The organism is Citrobacter sedlakii NBRC 105722, assembly GCF_000759835.1.
Lineage (GTDB): Bacteria > Pseudomonadota > Gammaproteobacteria > Enterobacterales > Enterobacteriaceae > Citrobacter_A > Citrobacter_A sedlakii.
The window spans coordinates 313,368-339,045 of record NZ_BBNB01000002.1; the positions used below are offsets into that span (position 1 = coordinate 313,368).

26 protein-coding genes are annotated in these 25,678 nt (G+C 55.9%); 15 read left to right on the top strand and 11 right to left on the bottom strand.

The annotated features are described in order from the left end of the window. Positions 1-2: 2 nt before the first annotated feature. The 6 genes from citX to yldA all read left to right on the top strand — a co-directional run bounded on the left by citX (position 3) and on the right by yldA (position 4,757). The gene (gene citX / locus CSE01S_RS05875; RefSeq protein WP_042285557.1) at positions 3-554 is read left to right on the top strand and encodes a citrate lyase holo-[acyl-carrier protein] synthase; all 552 of its coding nucleotides are present in this window, start codon (positions 3-5) and stop codon (positions 552-554) included. Then, positions 526-1,434, top strand: coding sequence for a triphosphoribosyl-dephospho-CoA synthase CitG (citG, locus tag CSE01S_RS05880; protein ID WP_042285561.1), 909 nt, complete (start codon positions 526-528; stop codon positions 1,432-1,434). Before citX ends, citG begins: the two co-directional genes overlap by 29 nt. Before the next feature lie 24 nt (positions 1,435-1,458). Then, positions 1,459-2,922 carry a citrate/succinate antiporter CitT gene (citT, locus tag CSE01S_RS05885; RefSeq protein ID WP_042285563.1) on the top strand — a complete coding sequence of 488 codons (1,464 nt, stop codon included), beginning with the start codon at positions 1,459-1,461 and terminating at the stop codon, positions 2,920-2,922. A 115-nt stretch (positions 2,923-3,037) separates the two neighbouring features. Then, positions 3,038-3,844: a ribonuclease I gene (rna, locus tag CSE01S_RS05890; protein WP_042285565.1), complete on the top strand. Its 807-nt coding sequence runs from the start codon at positions 3,038-3,040 to the stop codon at positions 3,842-3,844. A 182-nt stretch (positions 3,845-4,026) separates the two neighbouring features. Next, a complete protein-coding gene (gene rnk, locus CSE01S_RS05895) occupies positions 4,027-4,437 on the top strand; it encodes a nucleoside diphosphate kinase regulator (protein WP_042285567.1) in 411 nt (136 codons plus the stop codon). A 230-nt stretch (positions 4,438-4,667) separates the two neighbouring features. Continuing rightward, positions 4,668-4,757, top strand: coding sequence for a small membrane protein YldA (gene yldA, locus CSE01S_RS23465; RefSeq protein WP_275477531.1), 90 nt, complete (start codon positions 4,668-4,670; stop codon positions 4,755-4,757). 3 nt (positions 4,758-4,760) lie between these two features. Here the strand turns inward: yldA and CSE01S_RS05900 are convergent, their stop codons facing one another. Beyond that, on the bottom strand, positions 4,761-5,999 hold the full coding sequence (locus CSE01S_RS05900) for a zinc-dependent alcohol dehydrogenase (RefSeq protein WP_042285569.1): 1,239 nt from the start codon (positions 5,997-5,999) through the stop codon (positions 4,761-4,763). Positions 6,000-6,223: 224 nt separating this feature from the next. Between CSE01S_RS05900 and uspG the strand changes: the two genes are divergently transcribed. Then, positions 6,224-6,652, top strand: a complete 429-nt coding sequence (gene uspG, locus CSE01S_RS05905; RefSeq protein WP_042285573.1) for a universal stress protein UspG — start codon at positions 6,224-6,226, stop codon at positions 6,650-6,652. 76 nt (positions 6,653-6,728) lie between these two features. On the opposite strand, the gene ahpF is transcribed toward uspG, so the two are convergent. Continuing rightward, positions 6,729-8,294 carry an alkyl hydroperoxide reductase subunit F gene (gene ahpF, locus CSE01S_RS05910; protein WP_042286200.1) on the bottom strand — a complete coding sequence of 522 codons (1,566 nt, stop codon included), beginning with the start codon at positions 8,292-8,294 and terminating at the stop codon, positions 6,729-6,731. Between the two features lie 240 nt (positions 8,295-8,534). Continuing rightward, positions 8,535-9,098 carry an alkyl hydroperoxide reductase subunit C gene (ahpC, locus tag CSE01S_RS05920; protein WP_000052802.1) on the bottom strand — a complete coding sequence of 188 codons (564 nt, stop codon included), beginning with the start codon at positions 9,096-9,098 and terminating at the stop codon, positions 8,535-8,537. A 375-nt stretch (positions 9,099-9,473) separates the two neighbouring features. Here ahpC and dsbG point away from each other — a divergent pair, with 375 nt between their 5' ends. From dsbG to CSE01S_RS05940, 4 genes are all read left to right on the top strand, one after another. Further along, complete coding sequence (dsbG, locus tag CSE01S_RS05925) at positions 9,474-10,220, top strand: thiol:disulfide interchange protein DsbG (RefSeq protein ID WP_042285578.1); 747 nt, start codon at positions 9,474-9,476, stop codon at positions 10,218-10,220. Between the two features lie 204 nt (positions 10,221-10,424). Next, on the top strand, positions 10,425-11,327 hold the full coding sequence (citR, locus tag CSE01S_RS05930) for a DNA-binding transcriptional repressor CitR (protein ID WP_042285581.1): 903 nt from the start codon (positions 10,425-10,427) through the stop codon (positions 11,325-11,327). Between the two features lie 151 nt (positions 11,328-11,478). Continuing rightward, positions 11,479-12,702 (top strand): phosphoadenosine phosphosulfate reductase, encoded by a 1,224-nt coding sequence (locus tag CSE01S_RS05935; protein WP_042285585.1) that lies wholly within the window; start codon positions 11,479-11,481, stop codon positions 12,700-12,702. After that, complete coding sequence (locus tag CSE01S_RS05940) at positions 12,687-13,304, top strand: IbrB-like domain-containing protein (RefSeq protein ID WP_042285588.1); 618 nt, start codon at positions 12,687-12,689, stop codon at positions 13,302-13,304. The genes CSE01S_RS05935 and CSE01S_RS05940 overlap by 16 nt, the downstream gene beginning before the upstream one ends. 74 nt (positions 13,305-13,378) lie before the next feature. Here CSE01S_RS05940 and CSE01S_RS05945 read toward each other — a convergent pair whose 3' ends face one another. Together CSE01S_RS05945 and cstA are read right to left on the bottom strand one after the other, a co-directional pair. Further along, a complete protein-coding gene (locus tag CSE01S_RS05945; RefSeq protein ID WP_042285592.1) occupies positions 13,379-13,576 on the bottom strand; it encodes a YbdD/YjiX family protein in 198 nt (65 codons plus the stop codon). A gap of 55 nt (positions 13,577-13,631) precedes the next feature. Further along, on the bottom strand, positions 13,632-15,737 hold the full coding sequence (gene cstA, locus CSE01S_RS05950) for a pyruvate/proton symporter CstA (RefSeq protein WP_042285597.1): 2,106 nt from the start codon (positions 15,735-15,737) through the stop codon (positions 13,632-13,634). Between the two features lie 301 nt (positions 15,738-16,038). Here cstA and CSE01S_RS05955 point away from each other — a divergent pair, with 301 nt between their 5' ends. From CSE01S_RS05955 to CSE01S_RS05965, 3 genes are read left to right on the top strand one after another with little or no spacing between them, the layout of a single operon-like run. Continuing rightward, positions 16,039-16,758 (top strand): nucleoside recognition domain-containing protein, encoded by a 720-nt coding sequence (locus CSE01S_RS05955; protein ID WP_042285602.1) that lies wholly within the window; start codon positions 16,039-16,041, stop codon positions 16,756-16,758. Further along, a complete protein-coding gene (locus tag CSE01S_RS05960) occupies positions 16,758-17,222 on the top strand; it encodes a YjiG family protein (protein ID WP_042285605.1) in 465 nt (154 codons plus the stop codon). Before CSE01S_RS05955 ends, CSE01S_RS05960 begins: the two co-directional genes overlap by 1 nt. A gap of 14 nt (positions 17,223-17,236) precedes the next feature. Beyond that, positions 17,237-18,349: a M20 family metallopeptidase gene (locus tag CSE01S_RS05965; protein WP_042285608.1), complete on the top strand. Its 1,113-nt coding sequence runs from the start codon at positions 17,237-17,239 to the stop codon at positions 18,347-18,349. A 37-nt stretch (positions 18,350-18,386) separates the two neighbouring features. Here CSE01S_RS05965 and entH read toward each other — a convergent pair whose 3' ends face one another. Genes entH through entC form a run of 5 tightly spaced genes read right to left on the bottom strand, consistent with a single transcriptional unit; the run spans position 18,387 to position 23,221 of the window. Beyond that, positions 18,387-18,800 (bottom strand): proofreading thioesterase EntH, encoded by a 414-nt coding sequence (entH, locus tag CSE01S_RS05970; protein WP_042285612.1) that lies wholly within the window; start codon positions 18,798-18,800, stop codon positions 18,387-18,389. Between the two features lie 2 nt (positions 18,801-18,802). Then, positions 18,803-19,558 (bottom strand): 2,3-dihydro-2,3-dihydroxybenzoate dehydrogenase EntA, encoded by a 756-nt coding sequence (entA, locus tag CSE01S_RS05975; RefSeq protein ID WP_042285615.1) that lies wholly within the window; start codon positions 19,556-19,558, stop codon positions 18,803-18,805. After that, a complete protein-coding gene (locus tag CSE01S_RS05980) occupies positions 19,558-20,415 on the bottom strand; it encodes an isochorismatase (RefSeq protein ID WP_042285616.1) in 858 nt (285 codons plus the stop codon). The genes entA and CSE01S_RS05980 overlap by 1 nt, the downstream gene beginning before the upstream one ends. Before the next feature lie 13 nt (positions 20,416-20,428). Next, a complete protein-coding gene (gene entE, locus CSE01S_RS05985; RefSeq protein WP_042285617.1) occupies positions 20,429-22,036 on the bottom strand; it encodes a (2,3-dihydroxybenzoyl)adenylate synthase EntE in 1,608 nt (535 codons plus the stop codon). A 9-nt stretch (positions 22,037-22,045) separates the two neighbouring features. Continuing rightward, positions 22,046-23,221, bottom strand: coding sequence for an isochorismate synthase EntC (gene entC / locus CSE01S_RS05990; protein ID WP_042286202.1), 1,176 nt, complete (start codon positions 23,219-23,221; stop codon positions 22,046-22,048). Between the two features lie 159 nt (positions 23,222-23,380). Here entC and fepB point away from each other — a divergent pair, with 159 nt between their 5' ends. Beyond that, the gene (gene fepB, locus CSE01S_RS05995) at positions 23,381-24,352 is read left to right on the top strand and encodes a Fe2+-enterobactin ABC transporter substrate-binding protein (RefSeq protein ID WP_392397382.1); all 972 of its coding nucleotides are present in this window, start codon (positions 23,381-23,383) and stop codon (positions 24,350-24,352) included. Between the two features lie 31 nt (positions 24,353-24,383). Here the strand turns inward: fepB and entS are convergent, their stop codons facing one another. After that, positions 24,384-25,619 (bottom strand): enterobactin transporter EntS, encoded by a 1,236-nt coding sequence (entS, locus tag CSE01S_RS06000; RefSeq protein ID WP_042285620.1) that lies wholly within the window; start codon positions 25,617-25,619, stop codon positions 24,384-24,386. Between the last annotated feature and the right edge of the window lie 59 nt (positions 25,620-25,678).

Genomic DNA, 25,678 nt, shown 5'->3' on the forward strand with positions numbered 1-25,678 from the left:
CCATGCACCTGCTTCCTGAACAGGCCACCCGCCACGCGGTTTCTATTCCCGAGCTGCTCGCCAGCCGGGATGAGAGACAGGCAAGGCAACACGCCTGGCTTAAGCGCCATCCCATTCCACTGGTCTCCTTTACCGTGGTGGCGCCCGGCCCGATCAAAGACAGCGCACTCACCCGTCGCCTCTTTAATCACGGCGTGACTGCCCTGTACGCGCTGGCGGAGACAGCGGGCTGGTTAATCAGGGAGCAGGCTGCACTGGCCTCTGCAAGCGGGCCGGAAGGCATGATCTCCATAGAAGCGCCGGCCCGTGACATCAAGCTCGCGACGATAGAGCTTGAACATAACCATCCTCTGGGACGCCTGTGGGACATCGACGTCCTGACGCCCGGAGGCGAAATTCTCTCCCGTCGCCATTTTGCGCTGCCTGCCCGCCGCTGCCTGCTGTGCGGGCAAAGCGCCGCAGCGTGCGCGCGCGGGAAAACCCATACGCTCTCCGATCTTCTTAACCACATGGAGGCGCTATTACATGCTGCCGATTCCCGATACGCACGGTGAAACCACCGCCCTGCCGCGCACGCTGTTTGACGCTTACGCGCATCTCGCCTGGCGCGCCATGCTGACGGAAGTGAATCTGTCGCCGAAGCCAGGACTGGTCGATCGCCTGAACTGCGGCGCGCATAAAGATATGGCGCTCGCCGATTTTCATCGTAGCGCGCAGGCCATTCAGGGCTGGCTGCCGCGTTTTATCGAATACGGCGCCTGCTGCGCACAGCTACCGGCAGACTCGGTGTTAAGCGGGCTGCGTCCATTAGGTATGGCCTGCGAAGCGGATATGTTCCGCGCCACCGCAGGGGTCAACACCCACAAGGGCAGCATTTTTTCGCTGGGTTTGCTGTGCGCCGCCATTGGCCGCTTACATCAGCTGCAGCGCCCCATTACGCCTGAAACGATCTGCGCCGCCGCCGCGAGCTTTTGCCGGGGCCTGACGACACGCGAACTGCGCAATAACAATCACCAAAAAACCGCAGGCCAGCGTCTTTATTTCCAGTTGGGCTTAACCGGCGCGCGCGGCGAAGCCGAGGCGGGATACCCCTTAGTGATCCGCCACGCACTGCCGCATTACCGCACCCTGCTCGCCACGGGACGCGACCCGGAACTGGCGCTGCTCGACACGCTGCTTGTGCTGATCGCGCGCAATGGCGATACCAACGTCGCCTCGCGCGGCGGGGCGGCAGGTTTGCGTTGGATCCAGCAGCAGGCCACAGCCTTACTGCAAAGCGGCGGCATTCGTAGCGCCGACGATCTCGACCGGCTTCACCAGTTCGATCAGGCGTGTATTGAACGCAATCTCAGCCCCGGCGGTAGCGCCGATCTGCTGATCGTGACGTGGTTTTTAGCTCAACTTTCTCAGGTTAACCATTTAAACACTTATTAAAATTTCCTTTTCGGAGAAGCACTTATGTCTTTATCTAAAGATAATATATGGAAATTATTGGCGCCTCTAATCGTCATGGGCGTCATGTTTCTTATCCCTGTTCCGGACGGTATGCCCCCTCAGGCATGGCACTACTTCGCCGTCTTCGTGGCGATGATTGTCGGGATGATCCTGGAGCCTATTCCGGCTACCGCGATCAGCTTTATTGCCGTCACCATCTGCGTCATTGGCAGCCATTACCTGCTGTTTGATGCCACAGAACTGGCCGATCCTTCCTTTAACGCCGGCAAACAGGCGCTGAAATGGGGGCTGGCGGGCTTCTCCAGTACCACCGTCTGGCTGGTGTTCGGCGCGTTTATCTTCGCGCTGGGCTACGAAGTGACCGGCCTCGGTCGCCGAATCGCGCTGTTCCTGGTGAAGTTCATGGGTAAACGCACCCTGACTCTGGGCTATGCAATTGTCATCATCGACATCCTGCTGGCGCCGTTTACGCCGTCCAATACCGCCCGTACCGGCGGCACCGTGTTCCCGGTGATCAAAAACCTGCCACCGCTGTTTAAATCGTTCCCGAACGATCCGTCAGCGCGTCGTATTGGCGGCTATTTGATGTGGATGATGGTGATCAGTACCAGCCTGAGCTCCTCTATGTTTGTCACCGGCGCGGCGCCAAACGTGCTGGGTCTGGAGTTCGTGAGTAAAATCGCGGGCGTGCAGATCAGCTGGTTGCAGTGGTTCCTCGGCTTCCTGCCAGTCGGCATCATTTTACTGATCGTTGCGCCATGGCTCTCTTACGTTCTGTACAAGCCGGAAGTGACGCACAGTGCGGAAGTTGCTGCCTGGGCGGGCGATGAACTGAAAACCATGGGCCGTCTGACCCGCAAAGAGTGGACGCTGATCGGCCTGGTTCTGCTGAGCTTAGGCCTGTGGGTGTTTGGCGGTGAACTGATTGACGCCACCGCGGTCGGTCTGCTGGCGGTATCGCTGATGCTGGCGCTGCACGTAGTGCCGTGGAAAGATATCACCAAATATAATAGCGCGTGGAACACCCTGGTTAACCTCGCCACCCTGGTGGTGATGGCAAACGGCCTGACCCGCTCTGGCTTCATCGACTGGTTTGCTAACACCATGAGCGCGCATCTGGAAGGCTTCTCGCCTAATGCGACAGTCATTGTGCTGGTACTGGTGTTCTATTTTGCTCACTACCTGTTTGCCAGCCTGTCGGCGCACACTGCCACCATGCTGCCCGTGATCCTGGCGATTGGTAAAGGCATTCCGGGCGTTCCTATGGAGCAGTTGTGTCTTCTGCTGGTGCTGTCCATCGGTATCATGGGCTGCCTGACCCCGTATGCTACGGGCCCTGGCGTCATCATCTACGGCTGTGGCTACGTGAAATCTAAAGATTACTGGCGTCTTGGCGCAATCTTCGGGGTGATTTACATCGCGATGCTGCTGCTGGTTGGCTGGCCGATACTGGCTATGTGGAACTGATTTTTCCACGCGAGAAAACGGAATAACCCCACCGCCCGCCCGGTAATCATACCCGGCGGGCTTTTTTATGGTTAAATAGAGACTATTCAGTTTTTATATAAGTCCCACGCTCACCATGAAACCAATCTGGCAAAAATCTGTTCTTCTGGCTGCAACCCTGCTTCCTTTTTCATCGGCGTTCGCCGAACCGCTTCAGGCAAAACAGTATGGCGATTTTGATCGCTACGTGCTGGCGCTCTCCTGGCAAACCGGATTTTGCCAGAGCCAGCATGAGCGCAACCGCCATGAACCTGACGAGTGCCGCCTGCAAAAAGAGACCGCCAATAAGGCTGATTTCCTGACGGTACACGGTTTATGGCCAGGGTTGCCGAAGTCCGTGGCCTCGCGCGGGGTGGATGAACGGCGCTGGATGCGGTTTGGCTGCGCCACGCGTCCAATCCCTAACCTGCCGGAAGCGCGCGCCAGCCGCAAATGCGCGGCGCCGGAAACCGGCCTGTCGCTGGAAAGCGCCGCCAAACTGAGCGAAGTGATGCCGGGCGCCGGTGGACGCTCCTGCCTTGAGCGCTACGAGTACGCCAAACACGGCGCCTGCTTCGGCTTTGATCCGGATGCTTACTTCGGCACAATGGTGCGTCTGAATAAAGAGATCAAAAGCAGCGAGCTGGGAACCTTCCTCGCCGACCATTATGGTCAACGTGTCAGCCGCAGCGCGTTCGACGCGGCGTTTGCCAGACGCTGGGGTAAAGAAAATAGCAAAGCAGTGAAGCTAAGCTGTCAGGGTAATCCTGCGTATTTAACCGAAATCCAGTTTTCACTGAAAGCCAGTGCCATCAACGCGCCGCTGACGGCAGACTCTTTCGCCCCGCAACCGCATCCGGGAAACTGCGGCAAAGACTTTATTCTCGACAAGGTGGGGTATTAGCCGAGAATTCCGTGAAGCCGTAAGCAACCAGGTAATTGCCTGAATGTGAGCTAAATCACTTCAAAGTGCACGGAAGTCTCAGTATCATCAGGAGAGTTAAACCCTCGCCGCCAGACGGTGAGGGTTTTCTTTTGGGAATCTATACCTGCGGCAAAACGCAGTACTGACGACATGGAGTAAAAATGTCCAGACCAACTATCATCATTAACGACCTTGACGCAGAACGCATCGATCGCCTGCTGGAGCAGCCCGCGTATGCTGACTTACCCATTGCTGACGCGTTAAATGCCGAGCTGGATCGTGCCCAGATGTGTTCGCCAGAAACTATGCCGCCTGACGTCGTCACCATGAACAGTCGGGTGAAATTCCGCGATCTGAGCAATGGCGAAATTCGCGTGCGCACGCTGGTTTATCCTGCGGCAATGACCGACAGTAATACCCAGCTTTCGGTGATGGCGCCGGTGGGCGCGGCGCTGCTTGGCCTGCGCGTCGGCGACAGCATTCACTGGAAACTGCCGGGCGGCGCCTCCACGCACCTTGAAGTGCTCGAACTGGAATACCAGCCAGAAGCCGCAGGCGACTATTTGCGTTAATCCCTCATCTGCATAAGCGATTTTCCGCTTTACCCAGAGGATGCCCTGCATCCTCTTTCCGAAAATCATCCCTTCTTCCTGGTTCATCCTTTCACCGCCCGATCCATACTTAGAGCCGGTTTCAGTCGGCGTCTTTATCGCCGCCAGTTTGCGCACTGCCCGGTTCCAAAGGGCAAATGAAATAGCCTGACAGGACAGGCTATTAATCGGTTTCACCGGCAGGTACAGTCATGAACGAGACTTTTGCGATACTGCTGGGGTTTTTCGTGATGGCGGCAATCGTCATCGCAGCAGTCCTGTATCTGGAAAAGCGCTGGTAAGGGTCAGATAACGCCGCCTGGCATCGCATTCACCAGCCCTTTCACCGTTTTCTGCGCCGACTCTGCACTTTGCGCGCCCGGCACCAGGATGACTTTTCGGCACTCTTCCTGACGTTTTTCGAAGATCTCATACCCGCGAGCTGCGTCTTCAAACGGCATATAGTGAGTGACGATTTCTTCCGGCTTAAGCAGTCCTTTTTCCACTAAGGGCAGCAGCTCGCCCAGCCAGGCATGGACGTGAGTTTGCCCCATTTTAAAGCTCAGCCCTTTATCAAACGCATCGCCAAACAAGAAGCCGTGGATGAATCCGGCGTAAACGCCCGGCACGCTGACAATCCCGCCACGCCTTACCGCAGCAATACACTGGCGCAATGCTTTTCCGCTGCTGCCCTCGAGCTTCAGGTTGGTCAGCAGCGTTTCCGTGGTGCTGCCTTTGGCTTCAAACCCCACGGCGTCAATCACCGCATCCACGCCGCGATGCCCCGCGGTTTGCTCAATAATCAGCTCCGCCGCATCGTTATGATCGTCAAAATTAATCGGGATCGCGCCGTAACGCGCTTCGGCGAAACGCAGTCGGTAGGGATGATGATCGACGATAAAAATTTGCTCAGCGCCCAGCAGCCGCGCACAGGCGATGGTCAGTAGCCCGACGGGGCCAGCGCCAAAGACCGCCACGCTCGAGCCTTTCTGGATTTGCGCATTCTTCGCCGCCTGCCAGGCGGTAGGCAGGATATCCGACAGAAACAGCGCTTTGTCGTCAGACAGCAAAGGCGGAACCTTAAACGGCCCGACGTTGCCTTTCGGTACGCGAACATACTCCGCCTGTCCGCCCGGCACGCCGCCGTAAAGGTGGCTGTAGCCAAACAGCGCGGCCGGCGGCGGGATCTGTTTTTTATTCAGCGCCGCGCCCTTGCCGGCGTTGGTGTTTTCACAGGCGGCATATTGCTGCAAACGGCAAAAAAAACAGTCGCCGCAGGCGATCACAAAAGGGATCACGACCCGTTCGCCCTTCTTCAGGGTCTTTACGTCGCGACCGGTCTCAACCACTTCTCCCATGAACTCATGGCCAAAAATATCGCCATGCTTAACCTGAGGTATCTTCCCGCGATACAGGTGGAGATCGGAACCGCAGATGGCGGTCGCGGTAATTCGCAGGATGATATCGTCAGGTTGCTCAATAATGGGATCGGGAACATTTTCAACCTGAACATGATGCGGACCGTGGTACGTCAGTGCTTTCATATAACCTCCGGTACAGGGTTTTAAAATCGGCGCATCTCTAAAGGGTAGCCATCAGCGGGGAAAAGCCGTCACGCAGCGCGCCTTTGGGATTATTCCTGGCTGCACGCGCGGGGCATTTTCGCTAAAGAAACAGGACGAAGTGAAAAAGTGCCAGACAAAGAGCAGAAAGAAATATTATTATATGCTTGAATGATTTGAGTATTCATTAACAGGGAGAAACGGGTATGTATAAGACGATCATTATGCCGGTTGATGTTTTTGAAATGGAGCTAAGCGACAAGGCGATCCGCCACGCTGAGTTTCTGGCGCAGCAGGATGGCGTGATTCATTTGTTACATGTATTGCCAGGCTCTGCCAGCTTGAGCCTGCATCGTTTTGCCGCCGACGTTCGTCGCTTCGAAGAACATCTGCAGCATGAAGCCGAGACCCGACTGCAGACCATGGTTGGGCACTTCAGCATTGATCCGTCACGTATTAAACAGCACGTCCGCTTCGGCAGCGTCCGCGACGTGGTCAATGAGCTGGGTGAAGAACTGGATGCGGATGTGGTGGTGATTGGTTCACGTAACCCGTCTATCACCACGCACCTGCTGGGATCTAACGCTTCCAGCGTCGTGCGCCATGCAACGCTGCCGGTGCTGGTCGTACGTTAAACTCACCGCTTCATAAACGATAAAGCCCTGCCTTTCGGCAGGGCTTTCTTATTGCAGGTATCGTCTTACTTTCTTTTTATGCCGTTTTCGTGCGGATCAGGTAGTCAAAGGAACTCAGTGACGCTTTTGCCCCTTCGCCGGTCGCGATGATGATCTGCTTGTACGGCACCGTGGTGCAGTCGCCGGCAGCGAACACGCCTTTCACGTTTGTTTCGCATTTCGCATCGATGATGATTTCACCCATACGGTTACGCTCGATGGCGCCTTCCAGCCAGTTGGTGTTCGGCAGCAGACCAATCTGTACGAAAATCCCCGCCAGCTCAACGCTGTGAACATCACCGCTGACGCGGTCGCGGTATTCCAGACCAACCACTTTCGAACCGTCGCCTTTTACTTCCGTGGTCTGCGCGTTCAGAATAATGTCGACATTTTTCAGGCTGCGGACTTTATCCTGCAACACCTGGTCTGCCTTCATTTCAGGCGCAAACTCAAGCAACGTAACATGTTCAACGATGCCCGCGAGGTCAATCGCCGCTTCAACGCCGGAGTTACCGCCGCCAATCACCGCGACGCGCTTGCCTTTAAACAGCGGGCCGTCACAATGCGGGCAGTAAGTGACGCCTTTAGTGCGATACTGATCTTCACCCGGCACATTCATGTTGCGCCATTTCGCACCCGTCGCAATGATGATACTGCGCGCTTTCAGCACCGCGCCGGACGCCGTTTCGATCTGGTGTAATCCGCCTTCAACGGCTGCCGGAACCAGTTTGCTGGCGCTCTGGCTGTCGATCACATCAACATCGTAATCGCTGACGTGCGCCTTCAGCGCGCCCGCCAGTTTCTGGCCTTCGGTTTTCGGTACGGAGATGTAGTTTTCAATGTCTACCGTGTCGAGCACCTGACCACCGAAACGTTCGCCCATCAGGCCGGTACGAATACCTTTACGCGCGGAATAAACCGCTGCTGCCGCGCCCGCCGGGCCGGAGCCGACAATCAACACATCATAAGCGTCGCGCTTGTTCAGTTCTTCGGCTGCGCGTTTTTCTGCGCCGGTATCCACTTTAGCGACGATTTCCGCCAGCGTCATACGCCCCTGACCGAACTCTTTACCATTAACAAAGACCGCCGGTACGCCCATCACGTTGCGATCGGTGATCTCGTTCTGGAAGGTGCCGCCGTCAATCGCCGTGTGCTTAATACGCGGGTTCAGCACCGCCATCAGGTTCAGCGCCTGCACCACGTCCGGGCAGTTATGGCAGGAAAGCGAATAATAGGTTTCGAATTCAAACTCGCCGTCGATATCGCGGATCTGCTCCAGCAGAGACTGCGTTTCCTTCGACGGATGGCCGCCAGTCCACAGCAGCGCCAGTACCAGAGAAGTAAATTCGTGGCCCAGCGGAGAACCTGCGAAACGAGGTCCCTGGTCAGAACCTGGGTTGGTAATCAGGAAAGACGGCTTACGCACCGGCAGACTGTTCTCTTCTTTGAACGTCACCTTCGGCGACAGTTCGGCGATTTCAGCCAGTAGTTCCCTGATTTCTGCCGATTTAGCGCTGTCATCCAGCGTGGCAATCAGCTCAACAGGTTTAGTGAGTTTCTCAAGGTAAGCCTTGAGCTGGGTTTTCATATTTGTGTCGAGCATCATTCTTCCCTCTCTGAAAACATCATCATGCAAGCTGCCTTAAACGGGCCGCCTGAATGCAACTTGCGTCATGGTGCTGGAATGAAATGGGCGCAGGCGCGCCCATGACTGAAACAATTTCCAAAGTATTTCGCGTCACAGCAAGGCGGCTAGCCTGAGAATCCCCGGAGCTTACGGAAGTCAGTGACCGGGGTGAACAGGCGACGCCAACGCAGCTATGGCGTGAAAGACGACGGAAATTTAGATTTTACCCACCAGGTCCAGGGATGGAGCCAGCGTCGCTTCGCCTTCTTTCCATTTCGCCGGGCACACTTCGCCTGGGTGAGCAGCAACGTACTGGGCAGCTTTGATTTTGCGCAGCAGGTCAGATGCGTCACGGCCGATACCTTCAGCGGTAACTTCGATCGCCTGGATGATACCCTGCGGGTCAACAACAAACGTCGCGCGGTCTGCCAGACCTTCGTCTTCACGCATGTTGTCGAAGTTACGGGTCAGGGCGCCAGTCGGGTCACCGATCATCGCATATTTGATTTTCGCGATGGTTTCAGAGCTGCTGTGCCATGCTTTGTGGGTGAAGTGGGTGTCAGTAGACACAGAGTAAACGTCTACGCCCAGCTTCTGCAGTTCTTCATAATGGTCTGCAACGTCACCCAGTTCAGTCGGGCATACGAAAGTAAAGTCAGCCGGGTAGAAGAAGAACACGCTCCAGCGGCCTTCGGTATCTTTTTCGGTAACTTCGATGAATTCACCGTTTTTGAACGCCTGGTTTTTAAAAGGTTTAATTTTAGTGTTAATCAAGGACATCTGTACTTCCTCCGTGTTTTCGTTGAGTTGTAAGGTAACGAAAAATGACTGACAGGGCTAATGCGTTTCCTTTATCAAATCAATAAGCGTTAGCTAACAACCTTCTCTCACCAACGTGGTGAACCTGAACAATCCAACGTAAAAAGGGCCGCCTTCGCAGGCGGCCCCGTTACCTGAACTACCCGTAGGTAACTTCAGCGCCAGTGAAACTGGCTAAGTGTTGCGCTCTACATTACCTTAACAAAGGCTGTAACAGCGAAAAGGATTACAACACCCTGCCGGGAAAAGGGCAATCATTCCCTCCGAGATGTTGCCTATGGCTGTGATAGGTTTGCCCATCATGCTCGTAACGCATTGGATTTATAAGGAATAAAAATGTTTAAACGCACACTTCTGCTCACCCTGCTGCCCTTTCTCGCTCATGGCGAAGAGCTTCCGGCGCCGGTTAAAGCCATCGAAAAACAAGGCATTACTATCATCAAGTCTTTCGACGCGCCGGGTGGGATGAAAGGGTATCTGGGAAAATACCAGGACATGGGGGTGACTATCTACCTGACGCCGGACGGAAAACAGGCGATTTCGGGTTATATGTACAATGAAAAAGGCGACAATCTGAGCAATCAACTGATCGAGAAAGAGATTTATGCCCCGGCTGGCCGGGAAATCTGGCAGCGGATAGAAAAAGCCACGTGGCTGCTGGATGGCAAAAAAGATGCGCCGGTGGTGCTGTACGTCTTTGCCGATCCCTTCTGCCCGTACTGTAAACAGTTCTGGCAGCAGGCCCGCCCGTGGGTGGAATCCGGAAAAGTGCAGCTACGTACTTTGCTTGTCGGGGTCATTAAGCCGGAAAGCCCGGCGACCGCCGCCGCCATTCTGGCGGCAAAAGATCCGGCTAAAGTCTGGCATGACTATGAAGCCTCGGGTGGCAAAATGCCACTTAACGTGCCGGCCTCCGTCCCGCCTGAACAAATGAAGATCCTGAATATGCATCAAAAAATTATGGACGATCTGGGCGCAAACGTGACGCCTGCTATCTATTATATGAATAAGGACAATGTGCTGCAGCAGGTCGTCGGTTTACCTGATAACGCGCAACTGGAAACCATGATGAAAAGTCATTAACATTTTGTGGGGTGATTAAAATTAAATTGACCATAATCGCCCTCAATACTTCTTAATTTCTTCTCCAAAAAAAAATGGAATGTGTTACTTTAGCCATACTAAATGTCACTTTAAGTTTGCATTGAAAAATTTTATTCAGTGACAACACCTAAAACATTCATGCAACAGATAATTTCATCTTAGAAATGGAAACAGGAAAAAAACATGGCTAACCTTTACGATCTCAAAAAATTCGATCTTAACCTGTTGGTTATTTTTGAATGTATTTATCAGCATCTCAGCATCAGTAAGGCGGCTGAAACGCTTTACATCACACCCTCAGCGGTGAGCCAGTCTCTACAGCGGTTACGGACGCAGTTAAACGATCCGTTATTTATCCGTTCTGGTAAAGGCATTACCCCAACAACGATGGGGATTAACTTACATCACCACCTGGAAAATAATCTGAACAGTCTTGAGCAGACGATAAATATCATGCATGAGACAGAAATCAGGAAAAAGTTCATTATTTACGGACCTCAAATCATTATTGCTGATAATGTGATAAGTTTAATTAATAAAGTTCGTCAAAATACCAACATAGAAATCGAACACCATGACATTCTCACTGGCAAAGAATCGGCTGAGGATTTGTTAGCTTACCGCAAAGCCGATTTGGTCATTTCTTTATATCCAGTGAATAACCGCTCTATTCTTTGTAAGCCGTTTAATCCCGTTGAATGTATTCTGGTATGCAGCAAAGACCATCCCCGTATTAACGAAAACTCTGCCCTGGAAGATATTCTGGAAGAGCAATTCACGATGCTTATGCATGATGATCCAGGTTTTAAAGAATATCAGACCCATCCAGAAAATATTATTAAAGGTCGAAGTATTGGTTTCCGCAGCCAGTCACTTATTGCTATTGCAAATGTCATTGCGGCTACAGATATTATTGGATTTATACCCAAGGTCATCTATGACTTCTATCAACCACTTTTACATTTCAAGCGCATCAGTTATCCCTTTACGCTCCCTACTATTCAACTTTATTATTTATACAATCGCGCCTCGTTGAATAATAAAACGTTTGCCGAGATAATTTCTCGTATTGATAATGATGCTTAATATTTTGAGTGCTAAGCATTTGTTATATAAATACTTAGCGCCAACACATTCATAATAAATATGAATTTTGCACAATCCCTCAAACGGCCTATCGTATATAATTACTTATTGTATTATATTAATGGTATTACCGTTCAGGGATAGGCTTTATATGTCTGTTTATAAGATTCCTTTAGATCAAAACGTTCTTGAAGCCGCAGAAGAACGAATATCATGGACCCTTGAGAATCTTCCACGCGTCTGTGTCTCATTTTCAGGCGGGAAAGACTCCGGGCTCATGCTGCATTTAACTGCACAGCTTGCACGCAAGTTAAACAAAAAAATTAGCATACTGTTTATTGACTGGGAGGCGCAGTTTTCCTGCACCATCGACTATATTGACGCACTGCGCCAGACATATTCCGACGTCATTGAGCATTTCTATTGGGTGGCGTTGCCCCTGACAACGCAAAATTCACTCTCACAATTCCAGCCAGAATGGCAATGCTGGGAACCCAATACCCGCTGGGTGCGCCAGCCGCCGCCGGATGCGATTACCGACCCGGGCTATTTTTCCTTCTATCAGTCCGGGATGACGTTTGAACAATTCGTACGCGAATTCGCCGACTGGTTTTCTAATAAACGCCCGGCCGCCATGATGGTCGGTATTCGTGCAGACGAGTCTTATAACCGTTTTGTCGCCATCGCCAGCCTGAGTAAGCAACGTTTTGCCGATGATAAACCCTGGACCACCGCCGCGCCGGGCGGACACACCTGGTATATCTACCCGATATATGACTGGAAAACCGCGGATATCTGGACCTGGTTCGCACAAACAAAACTGCCCTGCAATCCGCTTTATAACCTGATGTATCAGGCTGGCGTTCCGGCTCGCTATATGCGCATTTGCGAACCGTTTGGCCCTGAACAACGCCAGGGACTGTGGCTGTATCATGTTATTGAACCTGAAAGATGGGCGCTTATGTGTGAACGTGTCAGCGGCGTCAGAAGCGGCGGAATATACGCCGGACAAAACAATCATTTTTACGGGCATCGGAAGATCCTCAAGCCCGACCATTTAAGCTGGCAGCAGTACGCTATGCTGCTCTTGCAAAGCATGCCGGAGAAAACGGCAGAGCATTACCGAAACAAAATCGCCGTCTATTTGCAGTGGTATAAGAAAAAAGGTGACGGGGAGATCCCGGAAACCCAGGCGGGTGATATTGGCGCGAAAGACATTCCGTCCTGGCGGCGCATCTGTAAGGTTTTACTGAATAATGATTACTGGTGTCGGGCGCTCTCTTTCAGTCCGACGAAGCCAAAGAGTTACCAACGTTACAGCGATCGCATGAAAGCAAAACGTAAAGAGTGGGGAATTTTATGCAACAACGACTAACACAGGAACTCACGCACTTTCTTTCTGCGTTGTCCGAAGAAGAGCGCATTAAAGCCATCAACGAATTCAGAATGGCCATTCATCGCGTCAGCCCGTTTCGCGACCAACCGGTAGACTGCGTTTTATGGATCAAAAACGAGCATATCGCGCCCAATGATTACAACCCCAATACCGTCGCGCCACCGGAAAAGAAACTGCTGCTGAAATCCATTGAAGAGGATGGTTTCACCCAACCCATTGTGGTGTCTCAGGCCAGTGAAGAAGAGTATGAAATTGTCGATGGCTTTCACCGTCACGAGCTGGGCAAAGGCCGGGCGGCGCTAAAAACGCGGCTGAAAGGGTATTTACCCATTACCTGCCTGGAAGGCGAACGCCACGATCGGATGGCGGCCACCATTCGCCATAACCGGGCAAGGGGACGGCATCAGATCCACGCGATGTCAGAAATTGTCCGCGAACTGGCGTTACTGGGCTGGGATGACGCTAAAATAGGCAAAGAGCTGGGCATGGACGACGATGAAGTGCTGCGCCTGAAACAGATCAACGGTCTGCAGGAACTGTTCGCCAATCGTCGATTCTCGAAGGCCTGGACGGTGAAATAAGCAGAACGACTGATGCTCAGCATCCTACAAGGCGCAGGAAGTCACTGCCCCAGCCACAGAAATCAGGATGAGCATCAGCAGCAGCGCGCGCCGCCCTTCCCGCCGTATCGCGCATCCTGACGCTCGCGGAAAAACTCTTCATAGGTCATCGGCGTCTGCTCAGGATGCGTCACCCGCATATGCTCAACATAGTTGTCATAATCCGGTACGCCAATCATCAGCTTCGCCGCCTGGCCCAGATATTTACCGGCTTTCGAAAGCGTATCAAACATCATTCCCCCTTAACAGAAACACCCTCCCCCGGTGCGGGAGAGGGTGATGCATAACTCAGTGCGCGCCTTTCGCCTGCGCGACGATCTCATCCACGTTTTCCGGCATCGGCTCGTACGGCGTTTCTTTCGCCGTCGGCGTGTCCACCTTCAGCGCCGCCAGCGCGGTCTTGATGGAGAACAGCGCCAGCACCACAACCACCACCATAAAGAAGATCGTCAACCCGGCATCCAGACGGTTATTAAATACCAACTGCGCCAGCTGCGATTCGGTGTACTGCGCCGGAATATTGCCGCTGTCGATCATCGCCTGGAACTTATTGGCGATCGCCAGGAAGCCCACTTTCGCATCCGGACTGAAGGCTTTCTGCCAGCCGGCGGTCAGAGTACAAATCAGCAGCCACGCGGTAGGCACCAGCGCCACCCATGCATAACGCTGGCGCTTCATCTTGAACAACACCACCGCACAAAGCATCAGCGCCATGCCCGCCAGCATCTGGTTGGCGATACCAAATAGCGGCCACAGGGTGTTAATGCCACCGAGCGGGTCGACGACCCCCTGATGCAGGAAGTAACCCCAGGCCAGCACGCACAGCGCCGTCGCCAGCAGGTTAGCGGGCAGCGAATCGGTACGTTTCAGCCCCGGCGAGATCACGCCCAGCAGATCCTGCAACATAAAGCGTGCAGCGCGCGTCCCGGCGTCCACCGCGGTGAGAATAAACAGCGCTTCAAACAGAATCGCGAAGTGATACCAGAAGGCGACATCCATCATCCCGCCCAGCGCACCGTGGAGAATGTACGCCATCCCCACCGCCAGCGTCGGGGCGCCGCCCGCACGGGAAATGATCGACTGCTCGCCGACCTCGTTCGCGATCTGGTTCAGCGTATCCGGCGTAATCACAAAGCCCCAACTACTGACCACCTGCGCGGCAGACGCTACCACGTCCGTAGTTCCGGCTGGAGCCAGAACCGCCATCGGGCTGTTCATTGCGAAGTAGACGCCCGGATCGATGATGCAGGCGGAAACCAGCGCCATGATGGCCACAAAGGATTCCATCAGCATCCCACCATAGCCGATAAAGCAGGCCTGTCCTTCATTCGCCAACATCTTCGGCGTGGTGCCCGAGGAGATCAGCGCATGGAACCCGGATACCGCGCCGCAGGCAATGGTAATAAACAGGAACGGGAACAGGTTACCGGTCCAGACTGGCCCCGTACCGTCGACAAATTTGGTCAGCGCAGGCATGGTCAGGGTTGGGCGCATGATCAAAATCCCTACCGCCAGGCCAACAATGGTGCCGATCTTCAGGAAGGTGGAGAGATAATCACGCGGCGCCAGCAGCAGCCACACCGGCAGCACCGCCGCCACGAAGCCGTACCCCACCAGCATCCAGGTCAACTGTACGCCGCTAAAGTCAAAGTATGGCGCCCAGGTTGGGCTTTCCGCGACCCAGCCGCCGGAGATAATGGCAAACACCAGGAATACCAGACCGATCACCGACACTTCGCCAATGCGTCCCGGACGGAGATAGCGCAGATAAATCCCCATGAAGATAGCCAGCGGAATGGTGAACGCCACGGTATACGTCCCCCACGGGCTGTGAGTCAGCGCTTTCACCACAATCATCGCCAGCACCGCGAGGATGATCACCATGATCATAAAACAGGCCACCAGCGCAATGACCCCGGCGGTCGGCCCCATCTCCTCTTTCACCAGTTCGCCGAGCGAACGCCCGTCGCGACGGGTCGAGACAAACAGCACCATAAAGTCCTGCACCGCCCCGGCGAGCACCACCCCGGCCAGCAGCCAGATCATTCCCGGTAGATAACCCATCTGCGCCGCCAGCACCGGCCCCACCAGCGGCCCTGCCCCGGCAATCGCCGCAAAATGGTGACCGAACAGCACTTTTTTGTCGGTCGGCACATAGTCCAGCCCGTCGTTATGACGCACGGCGGGCGTCATGCGCGTCGGGTCAACCGCCAGCACATTTTTGGCAATGTACAGGCCGTAAAAACGGTAGGCAATGAGATAGACGCAGACCGACGCCACCACGATCCATAGCGCGTTGATCTGTTCCCCACGGTTTAATGCAATGTAGCCCAGAGCGAACGCCCCCATAACCGAGAGCACTGTCCAGACGAGGTATTTCCCTGATTTATTCATGGTTGTTATCCGTTTGCATGTTCCAGAGAAGTGAGATGTTACATTTTGTTTCTATAACATCTTTTTCAGTTTTAACAACCTGACAACCTAATAAACCTGAACCATCACCTGATATTTACATTGCATTGTTAAGCGGATCACTATCCGCAGGAAAACCGCACAAAATGTGAAACTTTTTTTACAGCTCACAATTTTTGTTTCCTCACCGTTGTAGCCGCCAATGAAATGATTTGAATCATCTTTTTAATTGCTTACATCGTCAGAATAAGTGAGCTAAACGCATATCTACAAGGAGAAGGAAATGAGTAGTACAGAGGTAAAGGAACAAAGAACAGGACCCGGCGCGTATTTCGCCCTGGCGTTTGCCGCCGTCTTTTTTTCCGGGTTATTGGGTGGAAAAGAGTGGTATGGGGTCTTTGACTTCACCACGCTCAACGGCGCGTTCGGACGCGTCGTGAGCGGCGTGAGTCAGCAAGGCGACGCGATCACCACCACCACCAGCGCCTTTCGCGGCGTGGGGGGGAACGGCGCGATGGACGGCTTTTTATTCGCATTGGGCCTCATTCCGGCGGTGATGTTCGCCCTCGGCATGATCAACGTACTGGAGCATTATGGCGCGTTGCGCGCCGCGCGCCGCCTGTTAACGCCCTTGCTGCGCCCGCTGCTGGGGATCCCTGGCAACACCGGACTGGCGATGATCGGCAGCCTGCAAAGCACTGACGTAGGAGCTTCACTGACCCGCAATTTGTCCGATGAAGGTCAGATTACGGAAAAAGAGAAAGATATCTTCGCGATGTTCCAGTTTTCCGCCGGCGCAATGATCACCAACTTCTTCTCCTCCGGCGCGATCCTGTTCACGCTGATGGCGATGGACGGTACGCCCGCGGTCCCAACGTCTATCGGCGTTTGCATCATGGTGATGTTCGTGATGAAAATTTTCGGCGCCAACCTGATGCGCCTGATCCTGACGTTCAGCGGGAAAAAAGCCCCTGCCGTCACCGCGGAAAAAGGAGAAGCCTGATGAGCGCCCAAAATGCTAAACCGGTTATTACCGATGTCTTCGTTGAAGGCGCGCGTAAAGGCTGGAACATCGCCACCAGCAGCACATTGCCCAATGTCGTGATGGCCTTCATTATCATCAAGGCGCTGGAGATCACCGGCGCGCTGAAAGGCATGGGCATGGTCTTCGCCCCGCTGATGGGGCTGTTTGGTTTACCCGGCGAAGCCGCCGCTGTGCTGATCGGCGGCTGGATGTCGATGGGCGGCGGCATTGGCGTCGCTATCGGTTTGTTCGATAAGGGGATCATCAGCGGCGAACATCTGGCGATCCTCGCTCCGGCTATCTATCTGATGGGCTCGCAGGTGCAATATCTGGGCCGTATCCTCGGGGTGATTGGCACCCAGGCCAAACGCATTCCGCTGATGATCGTCATTTCGATCGTCAACGCCTTTATCGCGATGCTGCTGATGCGCATCATTCTCTGAATTAAGGACGATGTATGGATCTTGAAACGTATTTTGCCGAACTGGAAACCCTGGTCAACGTGGACTGCGGCACCGCCACCCTTGAAGGTGTCGCGCAGGTTGCCGGCATCATCCGCCAGCTCTGGCTGCAGGAGGGCTGGCACGTCGAGTCCGTCGATCTGGGCGACAAGGTCGGTCCCGGCCTGTTTGTCACCAATAAACCGGGCGCCGAAAAATTCGACGTGCTGATGGTCGGGCATATGGACACCGTTTTCCCGGCTGGCACCGTGGCCGAACGCCCGATGAGCCGCGATGAAAACCGACTGTATGGTCCTGGCGTCTCTGACATGAAAAGCGGCCTGCTGAACATCCTCTGGGCAATGCGCACGCTGGCGCCGGAACATCGCGAACGCCTGAGCATCGCGGTCGCCATGAATCCCGATGAAGAAACCGGCAGCGTCTATTCTCACGAATGGATTGGCGAACTGGCGAAAAAATCACGCTGCGTGCTGGTCTGCGAAGCAGCGCGCGCCGACGGCTCGCTGGTGAAGGCGCGTAAGGGAATGGCAGGTTATCACCTGACCTTCACCGGCGTTGCCGCCCATGCAGGTAACGAACCGGAAAAAGGACGCTCGGCGATTACCGCTCTGGCGAACAGTATTGTCGCGATCAATGCCCTCGCCGACAGCCGCGCCGGAACGACGCTTAACGTAGGGGTCATTCGCGGCGGCAGCGCTGCTAACGTGGTGCCGGACAGCGCCTTTGCCGAACTCGACGTACGCTTCTGGCAAAACGACGAAGATGCCCGCGTCCATCAGGCGTTGCAGGAGATGTGCGAGCGCGGCTTCCTTGACGGAGTCACCACCACGCTCGTTCAGGTCAATCACAAACCGGCGATGGCGGCAAGTGAAGCGACGGGCGAGCTGATGGCCCTCGTGGAGCAGGCGGGTAAAGAAGAAGGTATTGCGATTACCTGGCAGGCCGTCGGTGGAGGCAGCGACGCCAACCATACCGCCGCGTTAGGCATTCCGACGCTGGACGGTCTTGGTCCGGTCGGGGCGGGTTTCCACAGCCCGGCAGAATGGCTGGATATCGCCTCGATCGCGCCGCGGATCCGCTTATTACGCCGCATCGTGTCGCAGTTGTAAGCGTCAACCCCTCTCTGCACAGGGAGGGGTATTTACCTTAACCGAGCACCGAGGTTCCCAGCCGGCAAGTGCAGCAACGCCGCCCTTGCTCATCAAACACCACAATCTCCCAGCTTTGACTTTGGCGTCCCAGGTGCAGCGGCTGACAGACGCCGCGTACTTTTCCCTGAGAGACCGGACGATGATGGGTGGCATTCAGCTCGGTCCCCACTACGCACTGACCGTCCCGGGTCATCAGATAGCCCGCCATCGAGCCCAGCGTCTCCGCCAGCGCCGCTGACGCGCCGCCGTGCAGCAGGCCAAACGGCTGATGAGTGCGGGCATCGACCGGCATTTCCGCTTCCAGCACCTCATCGCCCAGGCGGGTGTAGAGGATCCCCAGATGCGCCACCATCGTGTTCTGGCTGGTGGCATTCAGTTCATCCAGCGTTAAGTGACGTTTCCAGATCATCGTTATGCTCCCAGCGTCGAACCGCCGTCCACCACGATGTCCTGCAGCGTGATATGGCTCGCCAGATCGGAAGCAAGGAACAAAATGGTATTAGCGATCTCCTGCGGACGAGCGATTTTGCCCAGCGGAATACCGAGCTTAAACTGCTCGCCAAAGCCGCGAATGCGCTGTTGTTCAGCATCGTCGCTAATCCATAACGTGCGCTGCATATCGGTATCAGTGGAGCCAGGCGACACCACGTTACAGCGCACACCGTTACCCGACAGCTCCAGCCCAACGGTCAGCGCCAGGCTTTTCAGCGCCGCTTTTGACGCGCCATAGGCGCTCATGCCGATACGCGGGGTGTGCGCGGCGTCGGACGCCACGGTGACAATCGCTCCCCCCTGCTGGCGGCGAAACTGCGCCATTGTCTGTTGAAAAAGATTAAACGCGCCACCGACGTTGACGGCAAAGGTTTGCTGCCAGTCGTCGGCGCTCAGCGCATCGGTGGCCCCCATACGCAGGATCCCGGCGGCGTTCACCAGCACGTCCAGTCGTTCGGTTTGCGCCAGTAAACGCTGGCATACCTCGGCCACTTGCCCTGCATTCGCCACGTCCAGCGTTTCGGTGACGAACGGGTAGTCGTCCAGCGCGAATTCACGGTCGAAACCGGTGACCTGTGCGCCCGCTTTCGCAAACGCCAGCGCGGTCGTATAACCAATGCCCTTACCGGCGCCGGTAATCCACACCGTTTTGCCCTGAAAGTCAAACCCGGCCATTACTTCACCTCGCGTGAAAGCAGTGTCCACCAGGCGTCAATCGTCGGATTTTTCGCCAGCATCACGAAGTCGATATCGCCATGTACTTTGCGCCAGCGCGCCGCCAGCGCCATCATCCGCACCGAATCCAGACCGTAATCAATGAGGTTCTCATCATCCATCGGCGTATCGGACTCATCCAGCAGCGGCAGGATCAGGGCGCGCAGCGCATCTTTGCTGGCTGGGACTGGCGCGGGCAGCAGATCCTGCGTCATCACCACCCGGCCGGAACGCCCTGCGACGTACTTCAGCGACATCAGGTGCTCTTCGCGGCTAAAGTCCGCCAGCGCGTCCGCCACCATAAACGGCTTGATGTCACGCATAAAGGCGTCGGTGGCGGTGGTCATGCAGCCGATATGCGCGTACACGCCGGTGATAATCAACTGATTACGCCCCGTCTCTTTCAACATTTGTTCAAGCGGCGAACGGTGAAACGCGCTGTATCGCCATTTCACCAGCACCGTGTCAGCCTCATCCGGCGTCAACAGATCCACCACCTTTTGCTGCTCCGGTGAACGGGTCAGGCCCGGCCCCCACATATCATTGAGCAACGCGCGGTCTTCATCGCTCTGCTCTTTCGGCTGGGCGGTGTAATAGACCGGAATGTGATGTGCTTTACAGTATTCCCGCAGGGCGGCGATATTGGCGATAACCTGCGCCATCATCGGGCAGTTTTCCCCCCAGAAGCTGACAAAGTAATCCTGCATATCGTGAATCAACAGCGCCGCGCGCTCGGGTTCAAAGGCCCAGTTCACCTTGTTGGTCGGAATATCCTGCGCGCCCGGCAGCGCGTATGCCTGTAATTTTGGGATTGCCATTGCGTGTTCTCCTTCAGGCCGTGCGCGTAGCCAGCCACTGACGTAATTGTTTTTTATCGACTTTACCGACCGGCGTCAGAGGCAGCGCCTCGACGGTCTCTACACGGTCCGGCAGCTTAAATTCCGCGACGCCCTGCTCGCGCAGGAATCGACGCACCTGGACGGCGCGCAGGGGTTCTTTCACCACCAGATACGCACAGCTTTTCTCGCCCATTAGCTCATCTTCCATGCTGACCAGCGCCGCATGGATCACCGCCGGATGGCGCAGCAACAGGTTTTCGATCTCTTCTGCGGCGATCTTCTCGCCGCCGCGGTTGATCTGATCTTTTTCACGTCCCTGAACGGTGATGTATCCGTCTTTATCGATGGAAATCAGGTCGCCCGAACAGTAAAACCCGTTGGCGTCAAATGCGCTGGCGTTGTGCTCAGGGCTTTTAAAGTAACCGCGGAAGGTATACGGACCGCGGGTCATCAGCCGTCCGGTCTCGCCCTGCGGCAGCGGATTACCGTCGGCGTCCGCTACCCACACTTCGTCATCCGGACACATCGGACGTCCCTGGGTGTTGATGATTCGCTCCGGGCTGTCGTCAAGGCGGGTGTAATTCACCAGCCCTTCCGCCATGCCAAACACCTGCTGGAGCTGACAACCGATCTCCGCCGGAATACGGGCCGCCAGCGACGCGGACAGACGCGCGCCGCCCACCTGCAACAGTTGCAGCGAGGCCAACTGCGCGTTGCTGCCCCATTCGTTAATTGCCTGAAGCCACAGGCTGACCGCAGGCGGCACCAGCGCCGTGGCGTTAATCTGGTGTTTTTCGATCAGCGGAAAGCACAGCGTGGCGCTCGGATCATCCGCCAGCACCACGGTTCCCCCGGCGAGAAACACGCCCAGCGACCCCGGCGAACTCATCGCATAATTGTGCGCCGCCGGAATCGCGCATAAAAAACGCGTCTGCGCGGTGAAGCGGCAGATTTCGTTGCTGCGACGCACGCTGTAGTAGTAGTCATTATGGGTTCGCGGGATCAGCTTCGGCGTCCCGGTGGTGCCACCGGAAAGCTGAAAATAAGCCACCTCGTCGGCAGGGGACGGCGTGGCGGTAAACGCCTCCGCCGGGGTGTCAATCGCTGCCTGCAGGCAATGTTCGCCGTGGTCATTAAGCAGATGCACCACGCGAATAGTGTTGTGCTCCGCCACAAAGGTATTCAGGAAATCATCGCCCGCAAACAGCGCGTGTTGGCGGTCAGCAATCAACAGCGCGGGTTCTATCTGCTTCGCGTAAGCGTTCAGTTCGGTACGCTGATGGCTGAACAGGGCGAGGACCGGCGCCACGCCCAGCTCCAGCAGGGCAAAGAAAGTGATATACAGTTCGGCCACGTTGCCCAGTTGCACCAGCGCGGTTTCGCCCGGCTTGATGCCCTGACGGCGTAAACTGCTGGCGAGATTCGCCGCCGCCTGATTCAACTGGCGATAGCTCAAATGGCGCTCGCCGTCGATCACCGCCGTACTGTCGTTTTGCGCATGGCGGGTCAGAATGTCCGTCAGCGGCAGATCCTGCCAGTACCCTTTTTCACGGTAACGCCGGGCAAACTCGTCAGGCCACCGGGTGAAAGGAATGCTCATCATCGCTCCTTAATGCAATCCAAAAACGTTCAACATGGTGGAGAGCTTGACGCCAGTTTCACGCCATTCCCCCACCGGCGAAGAGGCCGGGACAATTCCTGCGCCCGCAAACAGGCGGACCTGGTTTTTATGCAGCTTCGCACAGCGGATCGTCACCACCCACTCACCGTTTCCGTCGGCGTCGCACCAGCCGACAATGCCGCCAAACAGGTCACGGTCGAACGGTTCCAGTTCAGCGATAAGCTTAATCGCCGCCTGATGCGGGAAGCCGCTCAGCGCCGGCGTGGGATGCAGCAGGCACGCCAACGTCAGGGCGTTTTCTCCGGCGTTCGCCTTACCTTCAAACGGCGTGCCGAGGTGCCACAGCGTCGGGGTGGTAATCAACTGCGGCGAAGACGGCAGATGCAGTTCACTGCTGCGATCGCGCAGAACGGTTTTCATCGCCTGGGTCACCAGATCGTGTTCATGGCGATCCTTCTCGGATGCCAGCAGACGGTTACCCGCCTCCCTGTCCAGCACGTCATCCGGCTGGCGACGGGCGGAACCGGCTAACGGCAGCGAACTGAAGCGCTCGCCCTCTTTGCGCAGCAGCAGCTCAGGACTGGCGCCGAGCAGCACCCCGCCGTCCTCCAGCGGGACATGGAAGTTGTAACTAACTGGGTTTTGCGCCACCAGACGTTCAAGCAGCGCGCCGCTGTCGATCTCCGCGTCGGCGGTGATATCAATCAGGCGCGACAGCACAACCTTATCAACCTCCGGCGTGGCGGTAAGCGCAGCGGCTCGCGCCACCATACTTTCAAAGGTGTCCTGCTCCGGGATCGCCCTGCGTTCGGTCACATTCAGCGACTGATGACCGGTAAAATAACGCGAGGCCTGCTGTTTTTCCTGTCGCGAGAAGGTTTCCCAGGCCTCCGGGATAAACAACGCAGAAGGCTGGCGGGTATCAAACGGAATAGCGCCGACCATTATCGGATTAGCGATGCCCTGCGCTTTGGCATCGGCGAACAGATTATGTAATTTTTGTTGGAAAGGACTGTCTGGCGAATCGCCGTTGACGGCAGGTTCATTGAAACGGGCGAAGCATCCTGACGTCGTAAAACTGCGGTACGGCGACATAAAGAAAAAGCGATCGGGCGCAAGTGTTGCCATGGTCTGCTGTACTTCCTCGGCCAGTGACGTATCCATATCATCCTCCAAAATGATAAAGGTTTTAATAATGATTATCATTTATATTTTCGGGCGCTAACCTAAAAGCAAACAGGCAGTATGTCAACTCCTGGGGTAGCACAATGTGCGACTAAGGCTTGCATCCCTTATCCTTAATAATGAAAATGAGAAGCATTAATCACTCAGTACAGGAACCGATTAGTGAGACTGTCTTCTCTCCCCACCCTGCTTATTACGCTTGCCGTTTTCGGATTCTCCTCAGCCCAGGCCGCTGACTGGCCGCGCCAGGTCACGGACAGCCGCGGAAGCCACACGCTGGAGCGCAAACCCGAACGCATCGTTTCCACCAGCGTCACGCTCACCGGTTCGCTGTTGGCGATAGACGCCCCGGTCATTGCCAGTGGCGCCACCACCCCGAACAACCGTGTGGCGGACAGTCAGGGCTTTCTGCGCCAGTGGAGCGACGTGGCGAAAGTACGCAAACTGACGCGACTGTACATTGGCGAGCCGAGCGCAGAAGCCGTCGCGGCGCAGATGCCTGACCTGATTTTGATCAGCGCCACCGGCGGCGACTCGGCGCTGGCGCTGTACGATCAGCTGTCAACCATCGCCCCGACGCTTATCATCAACTACGACGATAAAAGCTGGCAGACGCTGCTGACCCAGCTAGGCGCGATCACCGGCCAGGAAAAACAGGCCGCCGCGCGCATCGCCGAGTTCGATAAGAAGCTGGCGAGCGTGAAACAGCAGTTAACCCTGCCGCCGCAGCCGGTGAGCGCGCTGGTTTACACCGCCGCCGCCCACACCGCCAACCTGTGGACTCCGGACTCGGCACAGGGCAAGATGCTGGAACAGCTTGGCTTTACGCTGGCGACACTGCCTGCCGGGTTACAGGCCAGCCAGAGCCAGGGCAAACGTCACGACATCATCCAGCTTGGCGGAGAAAATCTCGCCGCCGGGCTGAATGGCCAGGCGCTGTTCCTGTTTGCCGGTGACGAAAAGGACGAGAAAGCGATTTATGCCAACCCGCTGCTGGCGCACCTGCCTGCGGTTCAGAACAAACGCGTTTATGCGATGGGCACCGAATCCTTCCGTCTGGACTATTACAGCGCAATGCGGGTTTTAGACCGCCTCGCCGACCTGTTTTAACATGTTATTGTGCCTGACGGCGCGTCGCGACTCAGGCACTGGCTGGCTGCTGGCGAAACCGCCGCAGCTCGCTTAACAACAGCATCAACAGTACGCCAATCATCACCAGACCAAACCCGCTGACGCTGGCCGACGCCACGGGCGTCATCACAGCGCCCAGTCCGCCTAATAAGGCCGCGCCAATGGCGTCCCCGGTCACGTTCTGCGCGGTCCACAAACCGTTAATCCGTCCTAACATCTGTTCCGGCGTCTGGGTTTGCAGCAGGGTGTACTGCAACAGCGAACTTATTGCGCTCAGCCAGCCAAACAGCGCCAGGCAGACAACGCCCAGCGCCCAGATGGGCATCAGGGCGAACAGACCGATCGCCAGAAACGATCCCACGGTAGAAAGCAGCATAATCCACCCCGGCCGCACGCTGTGCGCCAGCTGTCCGCTGGTCAACGCGCCAACCGCCGCGCCGAGCGGAATGGCGGCGTACAATAAGCCAATCTGTGCCGCTGACATCTGCCAGCCGATCGCCAACGCCGGATACAGCACGCGCACGGCGCTGGCCATTGTCAGCAATCCGCCGAGCAGCGCGATCCCCCCGATTAGCGGGCTGGCAAGCAAAAAGCGAAATGCCGCGAGCAGCGACGTCAACGGATGCTCACGCGGCTGCGGCGGAGGCGGCAGAGCGGGTAAACTCAGCAATGGCAACAAAGTTATAAATGTTCCGGCCGCCGCCAGCCCGTAGTTCCACGCCACGCCGCCAGAGGCAAGAAGCAGTCCGCCGAGCATCGGCGAAATCACCGAGCCCAGACGTACGGTCAGCATAGTGATCGCCCCGGCCTGCATCAGGTTTTCGCGCCCGACCAGCGCAGGCGTTGCCGCCAGCAATGCGGTCACGCCGAGCGAGGCAAAGAAACCGTCCCACAAACCGAGCAGATAAATCGCCATCAGTGACGGCTCCGGCAGCATCGCATTCAGGCACAGTCCGATAAAGCCAATGCCGCAGGTGCCGCGCGCCAGCAGGATCACTTTTTTCCGCTCGTAGCGGTCCGCCAGCACGCCGCCAACCATCAGCCCGATAAACATCGCGCTGCCGGTCAACGTCACCGAAAGACCGACCTGCCAGGTGGAATGAGTCATCATCTGGATCTGAACAGGTACCGCCACGCCGAGCAACCCCAGCGAGACGATCGAGATAAAACGGGCGAGGAAGACCGCGCGAAAAGCAGGATGCGTCCTCAACAGACTGAGGTTGAGGAGCCAGGATTGTCGATTCATTACAAAACCTTGATGGGTACTTTTATTATCAATTCCGTGGCTGCACATGGTAACATATT

Bases quoted from the DNA above. Each gene is read 5' to 3' on its own strand.
- CSE01S_RS05935 (WP_042285585.1), top strand. From the start codon at position 11,479: ATGTCTGTTTATAAGATTCCTTTAGATCAAAACGTTCTTGAAGCCGCA.
- entE (WP_042285617.1), bottom strand. From the start codon at position 22,036: ATGAGCATTCCTTTCACCCGGTGGCCTGACGAGTTTGCCCGGCGTTAC.
- CSE01S_RS05960 (WP_042285605.1), top strand. From the start codon at position 16,758: ATGAGCGCCCAAAATGCTAAACCGGTTATTACCGATGTCTTCGTTGAA.
- CSE01S_RS05945 (WP_042285592.1), bottom strand. From the start codon at position 13,576: ATGTTTGATACGCTTTCGAAAGCCGGTAAATATCTGGGCCAGGCGGCG.
- dsbG (WP_042285578.1), top strand. From the start codon at position 9,474: ATGTTTAAACGCACACTTCTGCTCACCCTGCTGCCCTTTCTCGCTCAT.
- cstA (WP_042285597.1), bottom strand. From the start codon at position 15,737: ATGAATAAATCAGGGAAATACCTCGTCTGGACAGTGCTCTCGGTTATG.
- entA (WP_042285615.1), bottom strand. From the start codon at position 19,558: ATGGCCGGGTTTGACTTTCAGGGCAAAACGGTGTGGATTACCGGCGCC.
- uspG (WP_042285573.1), top strand. From the start codon at position 6,224: ATGTATAAGACGATCATTATGCCGGTTGATGTTTTTGAAATGGAGCTA.
- entH (WP_042285612.1), bottom strand. From the start codon at position 18,800: ATGATCTGGAAACGTCACTTAACGCTGGATGAACTGAATGCCACCAGC.
- CSE01S_RS05940 (WP_042285588.1), top strand. From the start codon at position 12,687: ATGCAACAACGACTAACACAGGAACTCACGCACTTTCTTTCTGCGTTG.
- ahpF (WP_042286200.1), bottom strand. From the start codon at position 8,294: ATGCTCGACACAAATATGAAAACCCAGCTCAAGGCTTACCTTGAGAAA.
- citT (WP_042285563.1), top strand. From the start codon at position 1,459: ATGTCTTTATCTAAAGATAATATATGGAAATTATTGGCGCCTCTAATC.
- rna (WP_042285565.1), top strand. From the start codon at position 3,038: ATGAAACCAATCTGGCAAAAATCTGTTCTTCTGGCTGCAACCCTGCTT.
- CSE01S_RS05980 (WP_042285616.1), bottom strand. From the start codon at position 20,415: ATGGCAATCCCAAAATTACAGGCATACGCGCTGCCGGGCGCGCAGGAT.
- rnk (WP_042285567.1), top strand. From the start codon at position 4,027: ATGTCCAGACCAACTATCATCATTAACGACCTTGACGCAGAACGCATC.
- CSE01S_RS05900 (WP_042285569.1), bottom strand. From the start codon at position 5,999: ATGAAAGCACTGACGTACCACGGTCCGCATCATGTTCAGGTTGAAAAT.
- entS (WP_042285620.1), bottom strand. From the start codon at position 25,619: ATGAATCGACAATCCTGGCTCCTCAACCTCAGTCTGTTGAGGACGCAT.
- citX (WP_042285557.1), top strand. From the start codon at position 3: ATGCACCTGCTTCCTGAACAGGCCACCCGCCACGCGGTTTCTATTCCC.
- citR (WP_042285581.1), top strand. From the start codon at position 10,425: ATGGCTAACCTTTACGATCTCAAAAAATTCGATCTTAACCTGTTGGTT.
- CSE01S_RS05965 (WP_042285608.1), top strand. From the start codon at position 17,237: ATGGATCTTGAAACGTATTTTGCCGAACTGGAAACCCTGGTCAACGTG.
- yldA (WP_275477531.1), top strand. From the start codon at position 4,668: ATGAACGAGACTTTTGCGATACTGCTGGGGTTTTTCGTGATGGCGGCA.
- entC (WP_042286202.1), bottom strand. From the start codon at position 23,221: ATGGATACGTCACTGGCCGAGGAAGTACAGCAGACCATGGCAACACTT.
- citG (WP_042285561.1), top strand. From the start codon at position 526: ATGCTGCCGATTCCCGATACGCACGGTGAAACCACCGCCCTGCCGCGC.
- CSE01S_RS05955 (WP_042285602.1), top strand. From the start codon at position 16,039: ATGAGTAGTACAGAGGTAAAGGAACAAAGAACAGGACCCGGCGCGTAT.
- ahpC (WP_000052802.1), bottom strand. From the start codon at position 9,098: ATGTCCTTGATTAACACTAAAATTAAACCTTTTAAAAACCAGGCGTTC.